The 24,228-nt window shown below is 60.7% G+C and carries 24 protein-coding genes and 1 pseudogene; 7 read left to right on the top strand and 18 right to left on the bottom strand.

From position 1 onward, the window contains the following. Nucleotides 1-2 precede the first annotated feature (2 nt). Nucleotides 3-908: a TIGR01777 family oxidoreductase gene (locus RTH46_RS23220; RefSeq protein ID WP_316906737.1), complete on the bottom strand. Its 906-nt coding sequence runs from the start codon at nucleotides 906-908 to the stop codon at nucleotides 3-5. A gap of 187 nt (nucleotides 909-1,095) precedes the next feature. Here RTH46_RS23220 and RTH46_RS23215 point away from each other — a divergent pair, with 187 nt between their 5' ends. The 5 genes from RTH46_RS23215 to RTH46_RS23195 all read left to right on the top strand — a co-directional run bounded on the left by RTH46_RS23215 (nucleotide 1,096) and on the right by RTH46_RS23195 (nucleotide 6,156). After that, nucleotides 1,096-2,082 (top strand): NAD(P)/FAD-dependent oxidoreductase, encoded by a 987-nt coding sequence (locus RTH46_RS23215; protein ID WP_279845779.1) that lies wholly within the window; start codon nucleotides 1,096-1,098, stop codon nucleotides 2,080-2,082. 107 nt (nucleotides 2,083-2,189) lie between these two features. Continuing rightward, nucleotides 2,190-3,158 carry a YbgA family protein gene (locus RTH46_RS23210; RefSeq protein WP_316906736.1) on the top strand — a complete coding sequence of 323 codons (969 nt, stop codon included), beginning with the start codon at nucleotides 2,190-2,192 and terminating at the stop codon, nucleotides 3,156-3,158. Continuing rightward, nucleotides 3,148-4,026, top strand: coding sequence for a MerR family transcriptional regulator (locus RTH46_RS23205; protein ID WP_316906735.1), 879 nt, complete (start codon nucleotides 3,148-3,150; stop codon nucleotides 4,024-4,026). Before RTH46_RS23210 ends, RTH46_RS23205 begins: the two co-directional genes overlap by 11 nt. Before the next feature lie 4 nt (nucleotides 4,027-4,030). Beyond that, on the top strand, nucleotides 4,031-5,473 hold the full coding sequence (gene phrB / locus RTH46_RS23200; RefSeq protein ID WP_316906734.1) for a deoxyribodipyrimidine photo-lyase: 1,443 nt from the start codon (nucleotides 4,031-4,033) through the stop codon (nucleotides 5,471-5,473). After that, nucleotides 5,470-6,156 (top strand): SDR family NAD(P)-dependent oxidoreductase, encoded by a 687-nt coding sequence (locus RTH46_RS23195; protein WP_153788732.1) that lies wholly within the window; start codon nucleotides 5,470-5,472, stop codon nucleotides 6,154-6,156. Before phrB ends, RTH46_RS23195 begins: the two co-directional genes overlap by 4 nt. A 148-nt stretch (nucleotides 6,157-6,304) precedes the next feature. On the opposite strand, the gene RTH46_RS23190 is transcribed toward RTH46_RS23195, so the two are convergent. The 6 genes from RTH46_RS23190 to hemA form a co-directional block, all read right to left on the bottom strand. Then, nucleotides 6,305-6,823, bottom strand: a complete 519-nt coding sequence (locus RTH46_RS23190; protein ID WP_153788733.1) for an acyloxyacyl hydrolase — start codon at nucleotides 6,821-6,823, stop codon at nucleotides 6,305-6,307. Between the two features lie 108 nt (nucleotides 6,824-6,931). Further along, entirely contained in the window at nucleotides 6,932-7,729 is a 798-nt protein-coding gene (gene murI / locus RTH46_RS23185; protein ID WP_153788734.1) for a glutamate racemase, read from the bottom strand. After that, complete coding sequence (locus RTH46_RS23180) at nucleotides 7,722-8,477, bottom strand: molybdopterin-synthase adenylyltransferase MoeB (RefSeq protein WP_316906733.1); 756 nt, start codon at nucleotides 8,475-8,477, stop codon at nucleotides 7,722-7,724. The genes murI and RTH46_RS23180 overlap by 8 nt, the downstream gene beginning before the upstream one ends. Continuing rightward, nucleotides 8,471-9,301: a peptide chain release factor N(5)-glutamine methyltransferase gene (gene prmC, locus RTH46_RS23175; RefSeq protein WP_316906732.1), complete on the bottom strand. Its 831-nt coding sequence runs from the start codon at nucleotides 9,299-9,301 to the stop codon at nucleotides 8,471-8,473. The genes RTH46_RS23180 and prmC overlap by 7 nt, the downstream gene beginning before the upstream one ends. Then, on the bottom strand, nucleotides 9,301-10,383 hold the full coding sequence (gene prfA, locus RTH46_RS23170; RefSeq protein ID WP_125860356.1) for a peptide chain release factor 1: 1,083 nt from the start codon (nucleotides 10,381-10,383) through the stop codon (nucleotides 9,301-9,303). The genes prmC and prfA overlap by 1 nt, the downstream gene beginning before the upstream one ends. Next, nucleotides 10,380-11,657: a glutamyl-tRNA reductase gene (gene hemA, locus RTH46_RS23165; protein ID WP_110994771.1), complete on the bottom strand. Its 1,278-nt coding sequence runs from the start codon at nucleotides 11,655-11,657 to the stop codon at nucleotides 10,380-10,382. The genes prfA and hemA overlap by 4 nt, the downstream gene beginning before the upstream one ends. Before the next feature lie 488 nt (nucleotides 11,658-12,145). Between hemA and RTH46_RS23160 the strand changes: the two genes are divergently transcribed. Continuing rightward, a complete protein-coding gene (locus RTH46_RS23160) occupies nucleotides 12,146-12,394 on the top strand; it encodes a hypothetical protein (protein ID WP_153788737.1) in 249 nt (82 codons plus the stop codon). Nucleotides 12,395-12,541: 147 nt separating this feature from the next. Then, nucleotides 12,542-12,811, top strand: coding sequence for a DUF3077 domain-containing protein (locus RTH46_RS23155; protein ID WP_125465535.1), 270 nt, complete (start codon nucleotides 12,542-12,544; stop codon nucleotides 12,809-12,811). Between the two features lie 79 nt (nucleotides 12,812-12,890). Here the strand turns inward: RTH46_RS23155 and RTH46_RS23150 are convergent, their stop codons facing one another. The 11 genes and pseudogenes from RTH46_RS23150 to RTH46_RS23105 all read right to left on the bottom strand — a co-directional run. Then, complete coding sequence (locus RTH46_RS23150; protein WP_316906731.1) at nucleotides 12,891-13,400, bottom strand: hypothetical protein; 510 nt, start codon at nucleotides 13,398-13,400, stop codon at nucleotides 12,891-12,893. 251 nt (nucleotides 13,401-13,651) lie between these two features. Next, nucleotides 13,652-14,023, bottom strand: a complete 372-nt coding sequence (locus RTH46_RS23145; RefSeq protein WP_316906730.1) for an Imm50 family immunity protein — start codon at nucleotides 14,021-14,023, stop codon at nucleotides 13,652-13,654. 125 nt (nucleotides 14,024-14,148) lie between these two features. Then, nucleotides 14,149-14,577: an SMI1/KNR4 family protein gene (locus tag RTH46_RS23140; RefSeq protein WP_316906729.1), complete on the bottom strand. Its 429-nt coding sequence runs from the start codon at nucleotides 14,575-14,577 to the stop codon at nucleotides 14,149-14,151. Between the two features lie 75 nt (nucleotides 14,578-14,652). Beyond that, nucleotides 14,653-15,153 carry a DUF4265 domain-containing protein gene (locus RTH46_RS23135; protein WP_316906728.1) on the bottom strand — a complete coding sequence of 167 codons (501 nt, stop codon included), beginning with the start codon at nucleotides 15,151-15,153 and terminating at the stop codon, nucleotides 14,653-14,655. Nucleotides 15,154-15,458: 305 nt separating this feature from the next. Continuing rightward, the gene (locus tag RTH46_RS23130) at nucleotides 15,459-16,043 is read right to left on the bottom strand and encodes a DUF1963 domain-containing protein (RefSeq protein WP_316906727.1); all 585 of its coding nucleotides are present in this window, start codon (nucleotides 16,041-16,043) and stop codon (nucleotides 15,459-15,461) included. Between the two features lie 341 nt (nucleotides 16,044-16,384). After that, nucleotides 16,385-16,729: pseudogene (locus tag RTH46_RS23125) on the bottom strand (RHS repeat domain-containing protein); the annotation flags it as partial. 208 nt (nucleotides 16,730-16,937) lie between these two features. Beyond that, nucleotides 16,938-17,276 carry a hypothetical protein gene (locus RTH46_RS23120; protein ID WP_316906725.1) on the bottom strand — a complete coding sequence of 113 codons (339 nt, stop codon included), beginning with the start codon at nucleotides 17,274-17,276 and terminating at the stop codon, nucleotides 16,938-16,940. After that, nucleotides 17,266-17,484 (bottom strand): Imm50 family immunity protein, encoded by a 219-nt coding sequence (locus RTH46_RS26425; protein ID WP_410478593.1) that lies wholly within the window; start codon nucleotides 17,482-17,484, stop codon nucleotides 17,266-17,268. The genes RTH46_RS23120 and RTH46_RS26425 overlap by 11 nt, the downstream gene beginning before the upstream one ends. A 240-nt stretch (nucleotides 17,485-17,724) precedes the next feature. Further along, nucleotides 17,725-18,189, bottom strand: a complete 465-nt coding sequence (locus RTH46_RS23115) for a hypothetical protein (RefSeq protein ID WP_316906724.1) — start codon at nucleotides 18,187-18,189, stop codon at nucleotides 17,725-17,727. Then, on the bottom strand, nucleotides 18,174-22,874 hold the full coding sequence (locus RTH46_RS23110; RefSeq protein ID WP_316906723.1) for an RHS repeat-associated core domain-containing protein: 4,701 nt from the start codon (nucleotides 22,872-22,874) through the stop codon (nucleotides 18,174-18,176). The genes RTH46_RS23115 and RTH46_RS23110 overlap by 16 nt, the downstream gene beginning before the upstream one ends. Continuing rightward, the coding region (locus RTH46_RS23105) for a DUF2345 domain-containing protein (RefSeq protein WP_316906722.1) at nucleotides 22,871-24,228 on the bottom strand (1,358 nt) is incomplete at its 5' end. The genes RTH46_RS23105 and RTH46_RS23110, both read right to left, overlap by 4 nt.

Below are 24,228 nucleotides of genomic sequence, written 5' to 3'. Positions count from 1 at the left end.
TGTCAGAGGCGGCTGGACAGGTTGCCCAGCGCCGATTGCAGATCGTTGAAGCGGAACGTGAAGCCTGCCGCCAGCAGCCGCACCGGGCGGGCACGCTGGCCGCCAAGCAGCAATGTGGACAATTCACCCAGCCCGGCCTTGAGCATCAATGCTGGCACTGGCAGCAACGCCGGGCGATGCAGGGCACGCCCCAGTTGCCTGGCGAACTCGCGGTTGCGCACCGGCTCCGGGGCGCAGGCATTATAAGGACCGCTGGCCTCCTTGTGCTGCAACAGAAAATCAATCAGGGCGACCTGGTCGTCTATATGCACCCACGGCATCCACTGCCGGCCATCGCCCAGCGGCCCGCCCAGCCCCAGCTTGAACGGCAGGCGCAGGCGCGACAAAAAGCCGCCATCGCTGGCCAGCACCAAGCCCGTTCGCACCAGTACCACGCGAATGCCGAGGGCCTGCGCACGCATGGCGGTCTCTTCCCAGGCGATGCACAACTGGCTGGCAAAATCCTCCCGCACCGGCGCAGACGCCTCGGTCAGCTCACGCTCGCCACCGTCGCCATACCAACCCACGGCAGAGCCGGATATCAGCACCTCGGGGCGTTGCTCGCGGCTCTCGAGCCAGGCCAGCAACTGCTCGGTGAGGGTGACCCGGCTGGCCCAGAGCAGGCTGCGTCGCCCGGCCGTCCAGGGCCGGTCGGCGATCGGCGCGCCGGCCAGGTTGATCACCGCGTCCACGGCATCATCCGCGGCAATGTCCTCCAGCCGCGCGACTCCCCGCACGTCGCTGCCGCAGCGTTTGGGCACCTGCGCGGGGGTACGGCTCCACACGGTCAGGCGGTGACCCTGACCTCGCCACAGCTGGCAAAGGTGCAGGCCGATGAGGCCGGTACCGCCGGTCAGCAATATATGCATGACTGTGTCCTCAGAGTTGGCGGCCGTGGTCTATTTTTAAGATCAAGGCACTTTTTTGACCGAACGCTCTCGGATAAACATAGGCCAAGCTGCCCTATCGAGCGGAATAACCTTATACAAACATTGCGTATTGTACAGGTTTGCCTGGCAGCGTAGGCTGCGAACAGCGAGGTTCGAAGAGGCCATCATGACAGTACCTATCGCCATCATCGGTGCCGGCATTGCCGGTTTGTCCGCCGCCCAGGCCTTGCAGAAAGCCGGGCACACCGTCCATCTGTTCGACAAAGGCCACGGCAGCGGCGGGCGCATGGCCAGCAAGCGCAGCGAGGCCGGTGCGCTCGACCTCGGCGCCCAGTACTTCACCGCCCGCGACCGGCGCTTCGTCGAGCAGGTGCAACACTGGGTAGCCAGCGGCTGGGCCGAACAGTGGAAGCCACAGCTGTACAACTACCGCGATGGCGAACTTACCCCCTCCCCTGACGAACAGACCCGCTGGGTCGGCGTACCGCGCATGAGCGCCATCACCCGCGGCTTGCTCAAGGACGTCACGGTCAACTTCGGCTGCCGCATCGCCGAGGTGTTCCGCGGCAAGCACTACTGGCACCTGCAGGACACCGATGGCTGCAGCCACGGCCCGTTCAGCCGGGTCGTCATCGCCGTGCCGGCGCCTCAGGCAACGCAACTGCTGACCGCCACACCAAAGCTTGCCGCGGTCGCCGCAGGTGTACAGATGGAGCCGACCTGGGCGATCGCCCTTGGCTTCGAAACCCCGCTCGATACCCCCATGCAAGGCTGCTTCGTGCAAGACAACCCGCTCGACTGGCTGGCACGCAACCGCAGCAAGCCCGGGCGTGACGCGCATCTCGACACCTGGGTGCTGCATGCCACCTCCAGCTGGAGCAAGCAGCATATCGACCTGGCCAAGGAAGACGTGATCGAACAGCTGTGGGGCGAATTCGCCGAGCTGGTCGGTTGCGTGGTACCTGCGCCGACCTTCGCCCTCGCCCACCGCTGGCTGTATGCCCGGCCCGCCGTGAACCATGAATGGGGCGCCCTGGCCGATGCCGACCTGGGCCTGTATGCCTGTGGCGACTGGTGCCTGTCCGGGCGTGTCGAAGGCGCATGGCTCAGCGGCCAGGAGGCGGCCCGGCGGCTGTTGGAACACCTGGAGTAGCCGAACACAAAATCTATACAAGAAATAATTCTTGTATAAGTTTTCAAATGTGCTGGAATTGCCTTGTACAAACCCTGCTGCCTGTACAAGTAATTCCGGAGCACGCCATGAAACTTCCCTCCCCGAGCGGCAAGCCACGCCTGGCCATCAGCGCCTGCCTCACCGGCCTCAACGTGCGCTATAACGCCGGGCACAAGCATTCCGACCTGTGCCATGAACTGCTCGAAGAGCACTTCGAATGGGTAACGGTGTGCCCGGAAGTCGCCATCGGCCTGGGCGTGCCCCGCGAACCGATCCGCCTGGTCGGCGACCCGGAGCACCCCGCCGTGACCGGGACCCGCGACAGCAGCACTGATTTTTCCGGCCCGCTGCGCGCCTACGGCCAACAGATGGCCAGCGAACTCGATGACATCTGCGGCTACATCTTCATGCAGAAGTCGCCCTCCTGCGGGCTTGAGCGGGTCAAGGTGTACCAGGAGAACGGCCACCCGGCCAGCCAGGGCGGGCGTGGCGCCTACGCCGCCGCCTTCTGCGCCGCCCGCCCGGACCTGCCGGTCGAAGAAGAAGGCCGCCTGCACGACCCGGTGCTGCGGGAGAACTTCATCAGCCGCGTATATGCCTACGCCGACTGGCAGCAGGTGCTGCAGGGCGGCCTCAGCCGTGGCGCGCTGATCCGCTTCCACGCACGCTACAAGTACCTGTTGATGGCCCATAACCCGCAGGCCTATCGAAGCCTGGGCAAGCTGCTCGGCAGCATGACCCGCGACCACGACCCGGAGCAGTTCGGCCCCGCTTATTTCAGCCAGCTGATGCAGGCCCTGCGCCGCTGCGCCAGCCGCGGCACCCATGGCAACGTGCTGCAGCATCTGAGCGGTTACCTGCGCAACGACCTCGACCAGGCCGACAAGGTCGAGCTGCAGCAGATCATCGGCCAGTACCAGCAAGGCGTGGTACCGCTGGTGGTGCCCTTGACCCTGCTCAAGCACCACCTGCGTTGCCACCCCGACCCCTACCTGTTGCAACAGGCCTACCTGCAACCCCACCCTGAACGCCTCGGGCTGCGCAATGCCATCTGAAGCCCTGCTGCCCATTGGTGAAGTCGCTCGGCTGACCGGCGTCAACCCGGTCACCCTGCGCGCCTGGGAGCGTCGTTACGGGTTGATCAAGCCGCAACGCACAGCCAAGGGCCATCGCCTTTATCCACAGGAGCAGGTTCAGCGCGTGCAGGCGGTGCTGCGCTGGCTCGAACGCGGCGCGGCGGTCAGCCAGGTGCGCGCCCTGCTGGACAACGCAGCGGATGCCAGCACCCCGGTCGAGGGCGAGTGGGGTGAGCGCATCGAGCAACTGATCGAGGCCATCGCCCATCTGGCGCAACGCCCACTCGACCAACTGTTGAATCAGGCCATGGCCCTGTATCCGGCCGTCACGGTGTGCGAACGCCTGCTGTTGCCGCTGCTCGACGCACTCGCCCTGCGCTGGCAAACGCACTTCGACGCCGGGTTGGAACAAGCCTTCTTCAATACCTGGCTGCGCAGCAAGCTGGGCGCCAGGGTGTACCACGACAACCATTCCCTGACGGGGGCTTGCGTACTGCTCGCACGCACCGACGACACCCCCTTCGATGCCGAATTCTGGCTCTGCGCCTGGCTGCTCAGCAGCAGTGGCCAGCCGCTGGAGATTCTCGAATGGCCCGTGGAGCCCCGCCAATTGCGCCAGGCCGTCAAGCTGCTGCAGCCACGTGCGCTGCTGCTTTACCTCGGCCGGCGCCCGGACCTCGCCGCCCTCGACCGCACTCTGCAGGACCTGAACACCGCAAAACTCCTGGGCGGCCACAGCATCAGCCTGCATCAGGCCGAACTGCACGCCCTGGGCCTGCCCGACCTGCAGCTGTTCGACAGCCCACAGGCCGCCTTGCACCGCCTTCAACACTCAACAGGCCGCTAAACCCATGCAATTGATCTGGCTGCGCAGCGACCTGCGCATCGACGACAACTCCGCTCTCTCGGCCGCCTGCCAGCGCGGCCCCACCGTGGCCCTGTGGATCGCCAGCCCCGGGCAGTGGCAAAGCCACGACGACGCCGCCTGCAAGGTCGACTTCTGGCTGCGCAACCTGCGCCGGCTGTGCCAGTCGCTGCAAGCCCTGAACATCCCCCTGCTGATCCGCCATACCGACAGCTGGGCCGAGGTGCCTGAAGCGCTGCTCGAGGTGTGCCGCCAGCACAATATCGAGGCCGTGCACTGGAACGACGAGTACGGCGTCAACGAAGCCCGCCGCGACCAGGCCACCGCACGGCTGCTGGAACAGGCCGGGATCGGCGCGTATGGCCATCTCGACCAGTTGCTGTTCAAGCCCGGCAGCGTGCTCACCCGCAGCGGCCAGTACTTCCAGGTGTTCAGCCAGTTCAAACGGGTTTGCCTGGAGCACCTGCACCGCAGCCTGCCCGCCCGCGCCCCGCGTGTTCAGCGCCAGCACGCCCTGGACATCGCCAGCGACCCCATCCCCGCGCACATCGAAGGCTTCGACGGCACATCCGCTGCCCTGCGCGAACACTGGCCGGCCGGCGAGGACGAGGCGCACCGGCGCCTGGCGCGCTTTCTCGACGAAAGTGTCGAAGACTACCCACAGCAGCGCGACCTGCCCGCCAAGGCCGGCACCAGCCAGCTTTCACCCTACCTGGCCGCCGGGGTGATCTCGCCGCGCCAGTGCCTGCATGCCGCCCTGGCCAGCAACCAGGGCGAGTTCGACAGCGGCAATGCCGGCGTGCAGACCTGGGTCAACGAACTGCTCTGGCGGGAGTTCTACAAACACATCCTGGTGGGTTATCCACAGGTGTCCCGGCACCGCGCCTTCCGCGCCCACACCGAAGCCCTGCCCTGGCGCAACGCACCTGAAGACCTGCAAGCCTGGAAAGAGGGCCGTACGGGTTTCCCGATCATCGATGCCGCCATGCGCCAGTTGCTGCACACCGGCTGGATGCACAACCGCCTGCGCATGATCGTGGCCATGTTCCTCAGCAAGAACCTGCTGATCGACTGGCGCGAGGGGGAGCGGCATTTCATGCGCCACCTGATCGACGGCGACCTGGCCGCCAACAACGGCGGCTGGCAGTGGAGTGCCTCGACGGGCACGGACGCAGTGCCATACTTTCGCATCTTCAACCCGGTCACTCAGTCGCAACGCTTCGATTCGAAGGGCGTATTCATACGTCACTGGTTGCCAGAGCTGCGGCAGATGGATGATAAATACATTCATTTGCCGGTGAAATCCGGCGATCTATTTGCTACAAATTATTACACCAGTCCGATAGTCGATCTCGAAAGCAGTCGCCAGCGTGCATTGGACGCCTTCAAGGGTTTGTCCACCTGGCAGGATCAGAGGGCAACAATTTGAGTACTACGCGCAGTTTCTGGGTAACGGGGGCGACCAACGGACTTGGTCTGGCCCTGGTGGAACGCTTGCTCGACCTGGGACAACGGGTCGCCGCCAGCAGCAGGGATTGCGATCAGCTCGAGGCGTTGAGCGAACAGGTGCTTTGCCTTCCCGGCCAGTTGCAGGAGGCAGGCCAGGCCGATACCGCCAGCCAGCAACTGCAGGCGCGATGGGCTGCGCTCGACACCTTGATCATCAACGCCGGGAGTTGCGACTACCTGCCTGACGACGTGGCGGGCGCCGACCTGTTCGAGATGATCGTCGCCAGCAACCTGCGCGCTGCCGAGCATTGCCTGGCGGCGGCACTGCCGTTGCTGGCCAAGGGTGACAAACCGCAGGTGCTGGTGATCCTGAACCGCTATTCGGCGTCGCAGCTGTTCGAGCCGAACCAACCGTCCAGCGGCCTCAACAGTTTGCCAAGGTGGCTGCGTGACCATCGCGCAACCCTGAAGCGGTTTGGCGTGGACCTGACGGTCGTCGCGCCACAGTCGTTGAAAAGCCCGGTTACCCTGGCTCAGGCCATCCCGGAGGACTGGACGCCAGAGACCGCCGCCAGCGAATTGCTGGCACGCTTGGAACAGCGCCAACCTGAGCTGGTGCTCGAAGCGCTGAGCCTTAACAGCCTTTGGCCGTTGCCAGGCTGAACAAGCTATTCCTGGCTTGAGCATGCTGGGGCTGCTGCGCAGCCCTATCGCGACACAAGGCCGCTCCTACAGGAGATCGCGTTCCCCTGTAGAAGCGGCCTTGTGTCGCGATAGGGGCGCGCAGCGGCCCCAGGACTATTAGCCGGCCCTACAACGGCATGCGGTAATGCAGGGCGTAGCTTTCCACCCCGTCGTTGGGCTGCTTGAGCCCGGCATTGGAATAGTGGGTAGCGCGAATCCCCACCTCATGCCCGCCCGCGAAGCGCAGGCCAAAGCCGATCCGGTCCTCGAACTGGAATGACGAGCCCAACTGGTTGTCTTCCAGCTCGGTGCTGGAGAACGCCGCTACCCCAATCCCCGCCTCGATGTAGGGCTTGACCGATTCGCCCGCGAACTCATAGACGAACACCGGCGCGAACGACAGGCTGTGGTTGCTGGCGGTCTTGTCACCCTGCCAATAGCTGTAGGCGCCATCCCAGTAGCCGGTCAGGCGCCCTACCCCGGTTTGCCACCAGCTGGCGTCCCAGTTCGACTGCAGACCCAGCCGATAGACCCAGGTCGAGTCCCCGGTCTGCCCCACCGAAAACGAAATGTCAGCGGCCTGCACAACCACCGCCTGCCCCAGAGAAACAGCGGCAACGGCCGCCAAGACGCACAGTTTGCGCATGCGAAACCCCTTCTTCCTGATGGTTTTAAGTGTTTGCCCGGCAGGCAGAGCGGTAGAGATCGACGGCGAAACGATAGTTCCAACGGCGATTGACGCCCTTCACACTTTTTATAAGGGGAAGCTTTGCACGCTGTCGGATTTATGCCACAGCAACGGCAGGATTTTTTTCAGGGTTTCCGGGTCGGCGCTGCTCCAGAACCGAGTCGGCTGCGCGGGGCCCTCGGCCAGCAAGCCGCGCTCCGCCAGCAGACGCTGGAGCTGGCGTGCCACGGCGGCACCGGTGTCGATGATCGCCACGTCTGCCGGGACCATCTGCGCCAGCAGCGGGCGCAGGAAGGGGTAGTGGGTGCAGCCCAGGATCAAGGTGTCGCAGCCCGCCGCGAGCAACGGCTGCACGTAGCCCGCCAGCAATTGGCGCAGGACCGGGCTGGTCAGGTCGCCGGCCTCGATGCACTCCACCAAGCCCGGGCAAGGCCGGGTGATCACCTGCACATCGCTGGCGAACCGGTCGAGCAAGGCGGCGAACTTGGCGCTCTGCAGCGTGCCGGTGGTGGCCAGCACGCCGACCACGCCAGAGCGGGTTGCGGCCGCCGCCGGCTTGACTGCCGGCTCCATGCCCACCAGCGGCCAGTCGGGGTACAGCTCGCGCAGGTCGGCGACCGCCGCCACGGTGGCGGTATTGCAGGCCAGGACCATCGCCTTGGCGCCCTGCTCGCGGAAGAACCCGGCGATATGGCGCAGGCGCTGGCGAATGTAGTCGGGGGACTTTTCGCCATAGGGGACGTGGCCGCTGTCGGCCACATACAGCAGCGATTCATTGGGCAGCAGGCGCTGGATTTCGGCGAGCACCGACAAACCGCCGACCCCCGAATCCATCACGCCTACCGGCGCCAGCCCTTCAGCCATGGCGGGTAGCGCACACGGCGCAGGCCGGGTCGCGCTTGACCCGCAGCTCGCGCATGCGGGTGCCCAGCGCATCGATCAACAGCAGGCGCCCCACCAGCGGCTCACCGAAGCCGGCCAGCAATTTCAGGGCTTCCAGTGCTTGCAGGCTACCCACCAGCCCCACCAGCGGGCCGAGCACGCCGGCTTCGCTGCAAGTGAGCTCGGCCTCGCTGCCATGGCCGTACAGGCAGTGGTAACAGGGGCTGTTGTCGCGCCGCGTATCGAACACCGACAGCTGGCCTTCGAGACGGATCGCCGCGCCGCTGACCAACGGCTTGCCGGCCGCGACACAGGCGGCATTGACCGCCTCCCGGGTGCCGAAGTTGTCGGAGCAGTCCAGCACCACGTCCACCGCCGCTACTGCAGCGGCCAGCGAGTCTTCATCCAGCGCCTGGCGATGGGCGACCAGGGTGATTTCCGGGTTGATCGCCTGCAGGCGCTTGATCGCCGAATCCACCTTGCTCATGCCGACACTGTCGCTGTCGTGGATGACCTGGCGCTGCAGGTTGGTGAGGTCGACGGTGTCGAAATCGGCCAGGTGCAACTGGCCGACGCCGGCGGCGGCCAGGTACAGCGCCACGGGCGAACCCAGGCCGCCAAGGCCGATCACCAGCGCCTTGCCGTGCTTCAGGCGCAGCTGGCCGTCGATGTCCACTTGAGGCAGCAGGATCTGCCGGCTGTAACGCAACAGTTCCAGGTCGCTCAGCATGGCAGGCGCCCCAGGCTGATGCGCTCGTGGCCACCCAGGTCGACACGGCTGGCAACCTCGATGAAGCCGCTGGCCGCCAGCAGTTCGCGCACCGCCGGGGCCTGGTCGTAGCCATGTTCGAGCAGCAGCCAGCCGCCGGGCAGCAAGTGCTGCGGCGCCTGGGCGACGATCACGCGCAGGTCGTCCAGGCCATCTTCACCGGCCACCAGGGCACTGCTGGGCTCGAAACGCACATCGCCGGCCACCAGGTGCGGGTCGGCGGCGCGAATGTAAGGGGGGTTGCTGAGGATCAGGTCGAAACGCTCGCCGGCCAGGGCATCGAACCAATGGCTGGCGCGAATCTGCACATTGCCCAGGCCCAGGCGCTGACGGTTGCGCTCGGCCAGCGCTACAGCCTCTTCGACACGATCCACCGCCGTCACCTGCCAGGCCGGGCACTCGCTGGCCAGGGCCAGGGCGATGGCGCCAGTGCCGGTGCCCAGGTCGAGCACCCGGGCAGGCGTGGCCGGCACCAGTTCGAGGGCGGCCTCCACCAGCAGCTCGGTGTCCGGGCGTGGGATCAGGGTGTGCGGCGCCACTTCCAGGTCGAGCTTCCAGAAGCCTTGCTGGCCCAGGATGTAGGCCACCGGCTCACCCGCGCGACGGCGCTCGATGAAGCCTGCGAACGCCTCGGCGGCCTCGCTGCTGACGATGCGCTCGGGCCAGGTGTGCAGGTAGCTGCGCGACTTGCCCAGGGCCGCGGCCAGGAGCAGCTCGGCGTCCAGGCGCTCGGTGGGCGACTCTGGCAACTGCGCGTTGCGCAGCAGGCTGGCAATGATGGTCATCAATCCCCCAGGGCGGCCAGCTGATCGGCCTGATACTCGGCCAGCAGCGGCTCGATCACCGCGTCCACACCGCCGGCGAGGATATCGTCGAGGGAATAGAGGGTGAGGTTGATGCGATGGTCGGTCACCCGGCCCTGTGGATAATTGTAGGTACGGATACGCTCGGACCGGTCGCCCGAACCCACCAGCAGCTTGCGCTCGCTGGCAATGGCGTTCTGCGCGGCGCTGGTCTGCATGTCGTTGAGCTTGGCTGACAGCCAGGACATCGCCCGCGCACGGTTCTTGTGCTGGGAACGCTCTTCCTGGCACTCGACCACGATGCCGGTCGGCAAGTGGGTGATACGGATCGCCGAGTCGGTCTTGTTGACGTGCTGGCCGCCGGCGCCAGAAGCGCGGTAGGTGTCCACGCGCAGGTCGGCCGGGTTGATCTCGATCGCCACCTGCTCATCGGGCTCGGGCAGCACGGCCACGGTGCAGGCCGAGGTGTGGATACGGCCTTGCGACTCGGTCTCGGGCACACGCTGCACACGGTGGGCGCCGGACTCGAACTTCAGCTTGCCGTACACACTGTCGCCTTCAACCCGGGCGATGATCTCTTTGTAGCCGCCGTGCTCGCCTTCGTTCTCGGAGAGAATCTCCAGGCGCCAGCCGCGTTTCTCGGCATAGCGCGAGTACATGCGGAACAGGTCGCCGGAGAAGATCGCCGCCTCGTCACCGCCGGTGCCGGCGCGGATTTCCAGGAACACGTTGCGCCCGTCGTTGGGGTCCTTGGGCAGCAGCATGCGCTGCAGGTTCGACTCAAGGCCCACCAGCTGCTCCTTGGCCTCGCGCACTTCCTCGACGGCCATTTCGCGCAGGTCGGGGTCGGCGTCCTTGAGCAGCGCCTGGGCGCCTTCGAGGTCATCCTGGACCTTGCGCCACTCTTGATAGGCGGCGATCACCGGCTCGACTTCGGCGTATTCGCGGGAATAGGCACGGAAGCGGGTCTGGTCGGAAATGACTTCGGCATCACCCAGCAGCGCGGTGAGTTCCTCGAAGCGGTCCTGGAGCGTGTCCAGTTTGTTCAGCAGCGACGCTTTCATTGCGGGGTTTTGTCCGTCGAGCCCTCATGGAGGGCGAAGAGTTCCTGGGCCATGGCCAGCGCATCGAGGCGGCCTTCGGCAGAGAGCTTTTTCAGTTGCACGCTGGGCGCGTGCAGGAGTTTGTTGGTCAGCCCCCGGGCCAGTTGCGCCAGTACCTCTTCGGGGTTGCCGCCGTTGGCCAGCAGGCGCTGGGCCTTTTGCAGCTCTTCGTCGCGCAGGCGCTCGCTTTGTTGGCGGTAGGCCTTGAGCACATCCACCGCGGCCAGCTCGCGCAGGCGCACCATGAAATCGTCGGCACCGGCCGACACCAGCTCTTCGGCGGCCTGGGCCGCGCCCTGACGACTTTTGAGGTTTTCGGCGACCACATCGTGCAGGTCGTCGACGGTGTAGAGGTAGACGTCATCCAGGTCGCCGACCTGCGGCTCGATGTCACGCGGTACCGCGATGTCGACCATGAAGATCGGCTTGTGCCGGCGCTGCTTCAGCGCGCTCTCCACCGCGCCCTTGCCCAGGATCGGCAACTGGCTGGCGGTGGAACTGATGACGATGTCGCTGTTGGCCAGCTCCTGCGGGATATCCGCCAGCAGCACGGCGTGGGCGCCGAACTGTTCGGCCAGCATGCTGGCGCGCTCGAGGGTGCGGTTGGCCACGACGATGCGGCGCACGCCCTGCTCGTGCAGGTGGCGGGCGACCAGGGTGATGGTTTCGCCGGCCCCGATCAGCAGCGCCTGGCTGCGCCCCAGGTCGGAGAAGATCTGCTTGGCCAGGCTGACCGCGGCAAAGGCCACCGACACCGGGTTCTCGCCGATGGCGGTGTCGGTGCGCACCTGCTTGGCGGCGCTGAAGGTGGCCTGGAACAAGCGGCCGAGCAGCGGGCCGACGGTGCCGGCCTCGCGGGCCACGGCGTAGGCCGACTTCATCTGGCCGAGGATTTGCGGCTCGCCCAGCACCAACGAGTCGAGGCCCGAAGCCACCCGCATCATGTGCCGCACCGCGTCGTGCTCTTCGTGCACATAGGCGCTGGCGCGCAGTTCATCGAGGCTCAGCTGGTGATAGTCGGCCAGCCATTGCAGCACCGCGTCGGCGCCGAGCTGGTCCTGCTCTATATAGAGTTCGCTGCGGTTGCAGGTGGACAGGATCGCCGCCTCGCGGCTGGCGGTCAGTCGGCAGAGCTGCTGCAGGGCATCCACCAGCTGCTCTGGGGTAAACGCCACGCGCTCGCGTACGTCTACCGAGGCAGTCTTATGGTTGATACCAAGTGCAAGAAAGGCCATGCAAGGTCGCTGGTTGGGACGTGAAGCCGATAATTGTCCTACTTCGCAGGTTTTAGAACAACCACCGTTCGCTATTGTGGTGATAGGCAGGCGGTAGGGATGGTGGGTATCGACAGGGTTGAAGGCGAAGGCTCCCACGCCCGGGCGACCTTTTGCGGGGTTGTGGGCGGTAAATGGGAATGGGAGGAATCAGATTAAGCACCTTTCCTGTAGTCCATTTCCCAAACATACTGCCGGGTCCTTTCAAGCCATTGCGGTGGTCTGGGTTGGCCTCTAGTCTCGGGCGGTCGCTGCGAAAACAGTGACCGGCTTTGACAGGCCGTTCAGAAAAAACCGCATGGCTTTTGCCTTTATGGCAGCTGTGTGTGGGGCACCTCGTGTGCGCCGGGTTTTTTGGTTTTTTCCTGCCGGTCTGTCAACCCATGCACAGCTGCCGCCCTCTTGTTTGACAGCAGATGGTGTCGGCCCTTTCTTCAGGAAAAATACCGATGCTAAAGATTGTCCCCGATCCACCTCATAACCATCATTCCCTTGAAGACACCCTGATCCAGGCCACGGAGTACGCCCTGTGCGCGCAGGCTGTGGCGCATCAGGCCATTTCGGTCCAGCAGTCCAAGTCGCCCGCATCGATTCTGATCATGGCATTGATGCATGAGATCGAGGCGCTGCGGGTGCTGCTTGAGTCGGCACTGATTCAGGTGCAGATGCCGGAGATGGAGCGCCGAGCGTTCCACTAGGCCGTTGGTCATGTGTCGCCTGGTCTGGCGCTATCGCGGGGCAAGCCCGCTCCCACGTCCCCAGCCCGCAGCGTTATGCCTGCGTGGGAGCGGGCTTGACCCGCGATAGGGCCAGCCTAGGCACCATCATTTCAGGGAGAGTGAGCAATGAACACAGACGACACCACGCCCCGCACCACTGCGGGCAAAACCAAGTTCTACCAAGGCGAAGGCATGACCGCCCCGCTGTTCTGTATCGAACCCGGCATCCCCTGCCAGGATGCCCGTGACCAGGCATCGGAGCTGATGGGCTGCGTGCGCGACCTGACCATCACCGGGATCATGGAAGAGAAACCCCAACTGCTTTGGGCGTCGTACTACCTGAGCGCGCTGGCTAAGGCGTTGATGGATGATGCTGAGTTGGGGATGAAGCACTGAGTATGCGTAGCCTGGGGGCGCTGCGCTGGCTCTCAGGCAATCGCATTGACCGCTAAATCTTCACCAGCCACAGCAATTCCTAGAGGCTACCTTGGAGCTGTTGAATCTGCGCCATAACGTTCCGACTGTGCCGTTCCCTCCCGGCAATAACCTTAAGGCCCGCATCGATCCCCTGCCGACCCTCACCGGTCGCAGCCTTGGATTGGTGCGCGAAGAAGTTCATGGCCTGATGTGTCGTGTACTGACGCGCGACCAAGTCGCACACTCGCCAGCAGAACTCTCCGTTCTGGTACTGGGGGTAGGTGTCGCACAGCGCACGATAGATCTGCTGCTTCTGCGTGTCGTCATAGCGGTGGAACTCCCACCCCACCTCCTCCAACAGGCGGCTCATGCCTGGCTTGTCGCACAAGGTGCTCGAAGCGAATACAGCAACTACAAAGTCGACGGCAGCCTGCGGTGTACCCGTCTCACAGGACGCATTTCCGAACGCCAGGGATAATAGGTACAGCGTTTTTCTGACCTTCGGTCCTTTTGCGGCCTGCATGGCCTCAAGGAGCTCACTGAAAGTATGTATTTCAGATTCCGTCATGAACATTCTCACTCAAGGGGTGTGGAGCAGAAAGGACACAAAAGGGAACAGATTTATTTTCCCTACTCTAGTTTTAAGCAACCCTAATTCCTATGCTCGATGCATATTATGGAGTCGCAATCAGATTATGAAAATAAATCTTTTCCCTTTAGCTGCCACTTTACTACTCCTCAACAGTAGCAACAACAGTCACGACCGAACCCTTACACAACGCAGGTTATTTATTAGCCTAAACTCCGACCTTGGCAAACTCAAGCCCACCTTACATCATCTCGAGGAGTAATATCCTCAATGCTAACAAATTCAGACTCGCAGAAAATCGCCCCTCCTTCAGAAACAATATTTATGGAAGCCACCCCAGCCGAACTTCTAATGTCTGGACAACAACTAAAGCCAATCTTGATCAAATTCGCCTCGAATTTTTTGATCCCAAAAAAACGCAACGAAACGGTCATTGAATTATAGCCCTTCCCGTCCCATTTCTCAGGATGTTTTTCAGGGCTGCCTTTAATACAAAACAGAAACCTCACCGCATACTCTTCATGAACATACACCCCCATTAGCTCGGCGCTCGTCATATCCAAAAATCCGCCAAACATATTGACAACCTTTTCCTTATTCAAGGCATGCTCAATCCACATATAAACTCCCCTTCAGTTTAACCCTCACCCTTCTTCATAGCCCCAGCATACATTCAGCCAGTAGACATGAATAAGTCACACCCAGATTGACTTTCCACTCAAATAATTTAGCCAGGTCGTTTAGACGAACCAATAAAATCATTGAAACTATCAGCCACCTTTACAAACCCTCCCACCTCATGACTCCATATCCCAACTACAGGTTCGCCACTGGAACCCAAGACTTCATAATTGAAACAGTAAAAATCACCAGTACCAAATTCCGCAAAAGGCAGTAACCCTGAAAAATCCTTTCCATCTTCGGAAAAAATTTCTAGCCACTCCGACCACGACCCGCTATAAATTTTAACTATAGACTCCCAAGTCTTGCGCGGATCTCTACTATCAAAAACTGGGAAGATGACAAGTGCACCAAGCGACCTTCCATTATTCAATAGAAGCCACTCTGTAAACGACTCAGGAAACTGCATTTTCAGTTTCTGCTCAGCATCCTTAATGGCAGCAATCGTTGTTCCAATGATGCGAGTCTTAGACATTAAAAGCTCCTATTGAGGTGCACCACACTATGGTCGGAAAAATGTGCCTGATCCTTCACAATAAAACCGACGTGGTCAGTGGCGTGTTCCGAGCGTCGCTAGGCTCATCGCTTCCAGCAGCCGCTGTGAGTCAATACCCGCATGCTGCAAGCAAGCATCTTCATAGGCAATGGCTCCGCTTTGTGCGAGACCTTCTAGATAACCGTCAACTGCTTGGAAATTTGCCTCGGGCGGCAGATCTACAGAGAAAAGCGAGAAGGCCGAGCTCACCGAGCAACGCCCACCGAGGGCTTCGATTTCCTTAATCACTTGTGCCTTAAGGTCTTTGTCCTCGACAAAGACTCTCAGCGTGGTATGGCCTCCCTGGTGCAGGACGCTAATGGCTACGGATTCCCCATCTATCTTCTCAGCCTTGACCACGTCACCCTTGCTAACGCCATATATATAAGCGGGGACGTTATCAATTTTATATTCGCCAGCCCCGACTCTTACTCCCCATATGGCCTCCGTTGATACGGGAGGGTAGTCATCTTCATCGGGAATGAGGTTAAAAACTATTTTCTCATAGGAATCCATAAAATTCTCTGCACAGTCATTGTCTAACACCAATACGACTCAACAGCTTGTTTTTTCTTTTGGGTGATTAGAGAGTCCACGATTGCCTTTCCTACACAGAGCCTGGACGCTCTCTTCCGTATCACCACCACCTTTCGAGTCCGCTCAACATGGTCGTATTGCTTTTCATTGCTAGGAGTTGTGCCACTTTTTGGACTTTCCGACAAAAAAAACACATTGAACCAATCAACAAAACACTACGAACTTCTTCCTATACTTAAAAACCTGAAGGCAAAATACTGCCAGGCTAGCAAAATCCAACCATATCAGGAGAACTGGAATGACATTATTCCCTGCACGCTAGGCCTGGAATCTAGCTGAAAATTATCCTTCAAAAAAACATAGACTACTCCGTCGGAAAAAATGCCTGACTCTTCAGCAAAGCCAACATCTATATCATCCCCATTTATCATCATTCGGCAGTTGCTACCTGATAAAGACTCCACGTCTTGCACCCAGGCAATCGCTCCGCCTGCTCGCGAAGTAAAATCCTTATCCGCTTCCGCAGCACTAGAAACTTCAAGCTCAATCTTACGAGCCGGAGAAAGATCACCATACTCATTACGAACATGACCGCAATTATCATGATATATAACTACAGACTCATTTTCACCATCAATGGTTAGCTCCTCCCAATGAAGATAAGTATCCTGTTGATCGTAAGGTGTGAACAATGATAGCCAGCCCTCCGCGTCTTCCTCGACCCAGCCTGCCGGAAAAGTCATTAAATGGAGAAGCGCCTTGCCTTTGGAGTCCTTGGGCCACGCAAAATCATTCGGCAAAGCGCAACCTCCTCCCACATGGGGATCCTGAGTACTTACAGCATCTGGCTTGAATATCAGCTTCCTCAAAATTCTCTTCTCCTATCAGTTGCAGCAACACATATTCTTCAAAAATGTATTTGACTGTGTGCGCATTCGCTAGCTTGAGCCGCGCTTACACCTGATTTTCTGAGTACTCCTTGCCAAACATCCATATACCTCTTGCTGAGCTTACCATCGGCAACAAGTTCGAATTCATTCTTGCCGTTAGTCCCTAGATGCTCCCTCGTCAATCTCTATGCACTTTGACGTTTTGGTAACTCGTGAGTGCAATTGATGGATTGCTGTCCATCCATGAACCGCCTGAACACCCCATCTGCTCAAGCGCCTTGTTTCTCACAAGCTCATGGACATCAAGCTTGTCGTCCGTGGGGATCCGCTTCCAGCGGACGGCTCAGCTCTTGGGTTTTCTGATACAGCAGGTTGCCGGCCTGGTCGAAGTCAAAGATTTCCACGCCGAGGCGACTGGTCGCCTGCAGCTAACGACCGACTGGGTCGTATTGATACTCCAACTGACCACGACAAGTGTCATGGATATTGGTGAGTTGACTGGCAGCGTCGCAACGGTACTGACGCTTGAGCAGAGTGGACTGGCCGGCATGGCTGCCCAGCAGTTGTTCCTGCAAACGCCCGACCGGATCCCAGGCCTGGGTCTGCATCAGCATGTTGTCCTGGTGGCGCACCACCTCATGCTGGTTGAGGGTCATAGCGAGCAATATAATCAACTACTCCGCCGACGCCATCATCCTCGTCAAGCCTGACAGCAGGATGAGTTTGGACAAAGCCATACAGGTGGCTCAAGACTTCAGCGAGACCTGCATGGCTTCAAGAACACTAGTGCTCCGCAGAGTAAGATCGAGCCAACTTCACTGCGAAACGACGCGCTCAAGACCATCTGAAAGCCCCACAAAGTTGCGCCGCAAACTAATCAAACCACACATCTTCATAGCCATTTCTGTCGATGATGAAATTAGCGCCTTCTGGAAGATATAAATATTTAACAACCTCCGGCAAGTCTTCTATTAGATGATGAGCATGAAGCGCTTGGTAAAAATCATCCGCATCCGAATGATTCCCGCAGTAGAAAAACCAACTCACTCCACCTTCTTTCGCATCTCGAATACGTGTGCCGTAGATCGGAGACTCACTTAGAGTATTAAACGCTACAGCCACTCGCTCTTCAGGTGCGCGCGGTGAAACACCGTACCGCTTACATGCTTCCTCTTGTTCATGACTAGGATTGCCCCTGAATTCATTTTTCATTATATAACTGCTTCATCACTTTAGAAAAAATTAAACCCTCCACCGCGCCAAATGAAATTTGCACATGCACAACATCATATAGACTCGGCCACCTGGAAAGTTTTCTCAGAGGCTTTTCCTTCGTCATGAACCTAACAAAAATCGATGGCCCGTCCTGCTTAAATATAACCTCTAGCACTTCAGCACCAACAAAAAAAAGGAACCTCATCATAAATGACTGTTAATACCTGCGAACTCACAAATCGAACGAAACTCATTATTTCCTGCTCCGACAGTTGAAGCAATAGTGATCACCTACACCATCAACAGAGCCCGCCCTAGGATTGCCTATAGACCTGACGCCATTATGAGACGACTGCTCTCCAACGCCTCCACAACTTAGAAGAGGGGATGGATTTATTTTTTACTTTAGAACAAAAAATAAATCCACCCATCTTTTCCATCAGCTTCACTTTTCTGGCAAGTTTAAAAACCCTCTAAAATACGCCACCAATTCGTTCGTTTTCCCACTCCGCATTCTTTCCAGTTCGTCAGCATATAAAAGAAAAGGCGTATCCTCACCTAGTAAGTGATCCACCCAATCTTCATCATTATTCGCACAAAAAACACAGCACCTAGCGAAAGATGACAAAGCATCATCCACTCCTTTATACGAGTGGACTTTCGACCAAAAATACTTCCTGGCCATTTCTTTCTCAGGAGTTTCAGTCGCGGGCCACTCTCTCCTTTCTGCAGAACCTAAAAGCTCGGCAAATTTTCTATTAGCCTCATTATCAAAACCAACAACCCCCGAATCCAACAAGCCTTTCAAGTAGCCTGCCAAACAGGAAGAAAGGTCATAAGTGGCAAGGCCAGAATTTAAAAAATCCTCTTCAAACCTATCAACCATCAACTGATCTACTGTTCCGAGCATGATACAGCTCCATCTCTAACACCAAGATTTTTCATCACATGGCCACAAGATTTGCAATACGGCATTGGCTTACCATCGTTGCGAATTGTTGTTGATGTGCCTCCACCTACAACTTCCCTCAACTGATCAACGCTTTCAACTTTATTCTCATGCGCCACTTTACTTAGCACATCTGCCTCTCCGCAGAACCCATGGTATGGGGATGTTTCACCCGCAGCCTCTGCCTGCTGATAGAGTTCAGCTACAACGGGATGCTGGATACCTTCCCCTCCAGCAGTAGTGCTATATCCGACCCTTGGCTCTGACAATGCTCCACCTTCTAGTTTTGTGGCAGTGCCTTTGTTATTTGGAGTAATACCTTTGACTCTAGCCAGCCCCAGAGGGTCCAACCATCCGACGGGGTTGATTGTGTATGCATAAAGGTTAGAGCCACCGGCATATTTTATTGGGTCTTGGCCAATGAAACGGCCAACCCTTGAATCATAGTATCGGTAGCGGTTGTATTGCAGCCCCGTCTCATGGTCGTGGTACTGCCCTTGAAAGCGAAGAGGGTTGCTCAGAGCGTGCTGTTTCGCCCAGTCCGAGCGCTCCTCTTTGACTTCACCCCAGGCCTTGTACTGCCCCGCCCAAGCTACATTGCCCTGATCATCGGTCAGCTCCATCGGCGTACCGAGGTGGTCGCACTGGTACCACGCAATCGCATCCAACGCCTGTGCTTTCACCTCGGTGTGCCACAGCGGATCCTGATCAAAGTCATACTCGCGCTGACTCCAGTCCGGTTGCTTGTGCAGACGGATCGGGCTCTTGCGCAGGGCCTGGGCGACCGGCACGAAGCTGCCCGGTTCGTACAGGTAATGCACGGTGCGGCCAGTGTCGCCTTCATCTCGCGGCGGTGAGCTCTCCCAGGCCAGGGTGTCGCCGTCCCAGCCGAACAGGGTGAAGCCACAGCCGAGTTCGCGTTGGCGCTTGGCCCGCTGGAGCTGGTTCCAGCCCGTGCCCGCCTCAGGGCGGTCCCAGAAGTGCGCCAACGAATGCTTGTGCAGGCGCCGGCCTAGGGCGTCGTAGCTGTAATCGACCTTGAGCTTGTCATCGTTGTAGCCCGTCAGCCGGTCGAACAGGTCCCAGGTGAAGTGGGCATGGGAACCGTTGTGCAGGCGGTGCACCAGGTTACCGCGTTCGTCGTAACGGTAATGGGTCCCGGCGTACTCGCGCAGCAGGTTGTCCATCAGTTTGTTGCGACGTGGATCGGCTTCCAGCGGCCGATTCAGTTCCTGAGTCTTCTCGTCCAGCAGGTTACCGGCTGGATCGAAGGCGAAGGTCTCCACGCCCAGGCGGCTGGTCGCTTGCAACAGACGGCCGACTGGATCGTATTGATACTCCAGCTGACCACGACGAGTGTCATGGATATTGGTCAATTGCCCCGCAGCGTCATAACGGTACTGACGCTTGAGCAACGTGGACTGGCCGTCATGGCTGCCCAGCAGCTGCTCTTGCAAACGCCCGGCCGGGTCCCAGGCCTGGGTCTGCATCAGCTTATTGCCTTGGTGCCGCACCACCTCACGATGCAGGTCATCGCGCTCGTAGGCCAGCATCTCGTGCTGGTCGAGCGTCATGCCGAGCAGGTGGCCGCTGCCGTAGGTCAGCCAGCTGACCTTGTGGCCATCCGGGCGAATCGTGCTAACCCGCCGATTGAGCGCATCGTATTCGTGCTGCCACACTGCAACCATCGGCGTGCCGGTGGCCAGGTAGTGCTGATGCTCACGAGTCAGGTTGCCCGCTTCGTCGTGGAACCATTGCAGCTTGCTGGCCGCATTGATCGCCTGGATCAACTGACCGTTGCCGTTATAGGCAAAGGTTTCGCTCTGGCTCTGATCACCCAGGCGCGCCGTACGCTCGGCCAGGCGGCCCATGCGGTCGAAACGCAGGTCGATTCGGCGCTGGCCCACTTCAGTGCTCGCCAGGCGTCCGCTGTTCGGGTCGTACTGGTAACGAGTGACCAAGCCATCGAAGCCGGTCTCCTGCAGCAGCCGGCCGACCGGGTCGTAGAGGAAGTTGGCCTTGCTCTCGTTTTCGTTTTCCAGCCCGATCAGGCGGCCGAGCTTGTCCCAGCGATAACGCAGGGTATGCTCGTTGGCATCCACGCGTTCGGCTAGCATACCGGCAGCGGTATAGGACCAAGTGGTGCAACGGTCGAGCGCGTCGACATGGGCCAACAGGCGACCCTCGGCGTCACGCTCGAAGCGCTCTTCGGTCTTGTCCGGATGAGTGACTTTGGCCAATTGGCCGGCCTTGTACTCATAGGCGGTCTTGTTGCCCGCCGCGTCGGCGAACTCGATCAGTTGGCCGGACGTGTCGTACGTCCACTGGCTGGTCTTGCCCGAGCAGTCGGTGTATTCGAGCAACTGCCCGGCGTCGTTGTAGCCAAGTTTTTTCTCGTTGCCGATGGCGTCTTTGATCGCCTTGACCAGCCCGGCCGGGGTATAGGCGAACTCGGTCTTGTTGCCCAGCGGGTCTACGGTCTCGACCAGGTTGCCGCGCTCGTCGTAGTCGCGCAGCCACTGCCCGCCCTCGGCGTCGCTGATCTTGATCAGTTGATCCTGGTCGTCGTAGGCGAAGTGCACCACGCTGTGGTCGGCACGAATGTGCTTGAGGCGGTTGCTGCGCTCATCGTAGACGTAGCGGTCCTGGCTGCCGTCGGGGTGGACGTGGCGGATGACGTTCTTGCGCACGTCACGGAACAGCCATTCGGAATTACCGTCCGGGTGCTTGATCCGGTAGGTGTAACCCTCGGCGTCGTAGTAGTGCCAGGTCTCTTGGCCGTGGGCATCGGTGACATAGGTCAGGCGGATGCGCTCGTCCCACTGCAGACGGGTCTCGTAACTGCCGTCGTCGGCCCATTCGTGGATGGCCTTGGCCTGCGGACCGCTGCCGTCCCATTCGAGGTTGATGCCGCGGTCGGTCCGGTCGGTGTAGCGGGTGATCAGGTGGTGCTGGTACTGATAGCGCCAAGCGGCGCCGTACTCGTCCTGGGCGGCGGTAAGGTCGCCCTGATCGTCGTAGTGGTAGGCGCACAGCTGGCGCAGCGGCCTGCCATCGACCACCTGCCACAGGCCCTGGAGGTGGCCGTGATCATCGAGCAGCGTGCCCAGTTGCAGGTGCACCTTGCTCGGGTCGTCGTCCTGATAGGTGTTGATGTCCGACAGCACCGGGCGGTCGTGGTGGCGGTGCTCGTAGTGCAACATCGCGCCGGCGCCACTGCGCAGCTTGATGTGAGTCAGGTAGAAGCGGTCGCCATGGCGGGCGTAGGTTTCCTGCCGTGCAAGGCCACGCAGCAGCACCAACTGCTGCTCGCTGGTACGCACCAGGGTGAAGTACTCCACCGCGTCGTGGTGCGGCTTGCCTTGCTTGGGCAGCGGGTACTCATGGCTGCGACCGTCCATGTCGTGGAACACCACGCCTTGGTCGAGCACGTCGATGCAGGTGGTGAACTCGGTGATCCAGCGGGCACCGAGAATGCCGTTATCCAGCTTGTCCAGGCGCGAGTTGTAGGTACGCGTCCAGGTGACCGGGAACGGGCCAGGCAGGCTGAAGTCGGTATGGTGCAGCGACTCGCTGCCCAGGGCGAAGTTGATGCGGTTGCAGGTACTGGTGCAGGCCTCGTTCTTCTGGTCATTGGCCGCCTTGGTGGCCGGGCCCTGGTTGGTGATCGACTCGGTACGACCCTTGGAACCCTGGTGCTTGGCTTCGGTGACTTTGTCCTGCTTGACCACCGTAGGCATAGCCTTGGGATTGCGGTGGTGCCACTTCGTACTGCTGTCATGCAGCATCACCAGCAGGCTCTTGATCGAGTCCTTGTTGTCCGCGTTGGCCAGGCTCATCAACTTGCCGCTCATCTGCGGCGCGAGCTTGCGGAACTGCTGGGTGCTCTTGAGCACGTCGTTCTGCACCGACGTGGGCACGGCGTTGCTCAGCAGTGTGTTGGCCGCGCCCTTTCCCATTGCCGAGTAGGCATTGCTCAGCGCGCCGAATGCGTTCTCGAAGGCCACCGCAGGGTCGGACTTCCAGGTATCGCTGACCTTCTGCGCCATCTGCGTGGCCTTGTCCAGGTCGCCCTTGCTGTCGAGCTTGCCGAGGACGATGGCGTCGATGGCGTCGGCCGTGTTGAGGATCAGCCTCTCGCCGGTCTTGGCAGCATCGCCGAGGATGCTGTCGAGCTGGGCCTGGGCGTCGACCAGGAAGGTGTCCAGTTCACCGAGCAGGTCGGCGTTGAGGTGGCCGACGATGATCTCGACCAGCGCGTCGCCGAGGATCTCCTTGCCCTCCTGGCGGGCCAGGGTAAGCATCGGCCGCAGGCCTTTGCGCGCGGCAGCCATGGTCGGCGGCGCGGGGATCACGCCAATCAGGTTGATGCCCAGGCTCACCCAATCCCACGGGTCGGGTTCCTTGGCACTGGCCAGATTGACGATATCGCCCACCGCATCCACCAGGGCGATGATGTTGCCAATGACTGGCAACACCTCGGCGGTGTCCTTGAGCCGTTCGAGGTTGACGTACCCGCCACTGATGTCGCGCAGCCAGGCATCGAACACGGCGGCGCCGCGGCTGACGTCGGCCATGCCGATCTGGTCGAGGGGGACGACCGCCGCCTGGGCTGGACGTGATTTTTCAGAAGTATCGGCGGTCATGACATCAATTCACTTGGCAGAAGATCGGTGACGGTGTTCAGGCTCGGGGCCTTGAAAGCGGGGAGCTTGGGCATCGCTGGCAGCTTGGGCAGGCTTGGCAGGCTGGCCATGGCGCTGGAGGCGGCCGGTAGCGCCGAGCTGGCGGTGCTGGCCAGCTGCGGCAGGCCGGCGACGCCGCCTTTCAATGCGCCCTGTACCTGTTGCGCGGTCTGCATGGCGCCCTGGCCGGTCTTGAGCAGGCTCATGCCGGTCTTGGCCGCGTCCATGCCGCTGCTGGCCAGTTGCTTGGCCTTGTCGAACAGGCCGCCTTCGCCCTTGGGCAGCGGCAGCTTCTCGACCAGCGACTCCAGCTGGCTCGACAGGCTGTTGGGGTCGGGGGGCTGTACCGGCCACTCGACCACGCCGATGTAGCTGCTCGGCGCCCAGGGCGGCGAGGGATCGCGGCCGAAGTTGACCCAGGCCGGCCCCGGCGCCGCGCCGGACACGGCCTTGAACCCCTGCCCGTCCAGCGTGCCCTTGAGCAGCGTGCCCAGGGCGTCGGTGACTTCGTAGTCGCCGGCCTTGATGCCTTTGGTGTTGGCGTACAGGTTGAACAGCTCCAGCGCGCCCTTGCCGGGCTTGGGTGGCTCGGGGAAGGTGCCGGCCATGCTCGCCGCGCCGATATGGGCGAACTGCGCGGCCTTGGCGGTGTAGTTGGCGCTGGTGACGTGGGTGATGCCGCCGGCGTTGTAGGTGGTGGCGCTGCCGCCGCCCTGCACCACCAGCTCGGTCTTGGCCTTGAGCAGGATGCGGTCGGCGTTGGCGGTGATGTCGAGCTTGGCCAGCAGGTTGATGCTGTCCTTCAGGGCGCGGATATCGATGTCGCCGGAGGCCGTGACCAGCTTCCAGCCCAGGCTCTGGACGAAGAAGCGCATGCCCTGGCTGGCGCTGGCCAGCAGGCGCTTGCCGACGGACATGCTGGTGTGGCCGGTGCTGCTCAGGGCCAGGTGGCTGCCGCTGGTGAGGTGGTTGGGGCCGGGGGTGGTCAGGGCGATACCGGCAGGGCTCGAGAGCACCAGGTGCGGTTGGGTGAATTCGGCGAATTCGTTTTTCGTCAGGTCGCCGGGGCCGCTGCCGAGGATGCCTTGGTGCTGCGTGTGCAGGTCCTTGGCCACGGTGTCCTGGTCGCCGGGTTCCTGGGCCTGCATCTGCTTGGCCAGTTCCGCGAGGCTGTCTTGCTGGTCGCTGGCGGTGGCCAGGCGTTCGGCGGTTTCGGGCAGGTCCTTGTGGTGCTTGGCTTCGTTGGCGCGAGGCTCGGTGGTCACCAGCAGGCCGCCCGCAGCGCGGATGGCGCCGTGGCGGTCGGTACGCAGTT

This window comes from Pseudomonas sp. zfem004 (genome assembly GCF_032621715.1).
GTDB classification, from domain to species: domain Bacteria; phylum Pseudomonadota; class Gammaproteobacteria; order Pseudomonadales; family Pseudomonadaceae; genus Aquipseudomonas; species Aquipseudomonas sichuanensis.
The sequence above is the reverse complement of the archived record's forward strand: the minus strand, read 5'-3'. Positions and strand labels throughout refer to the sequence as shown.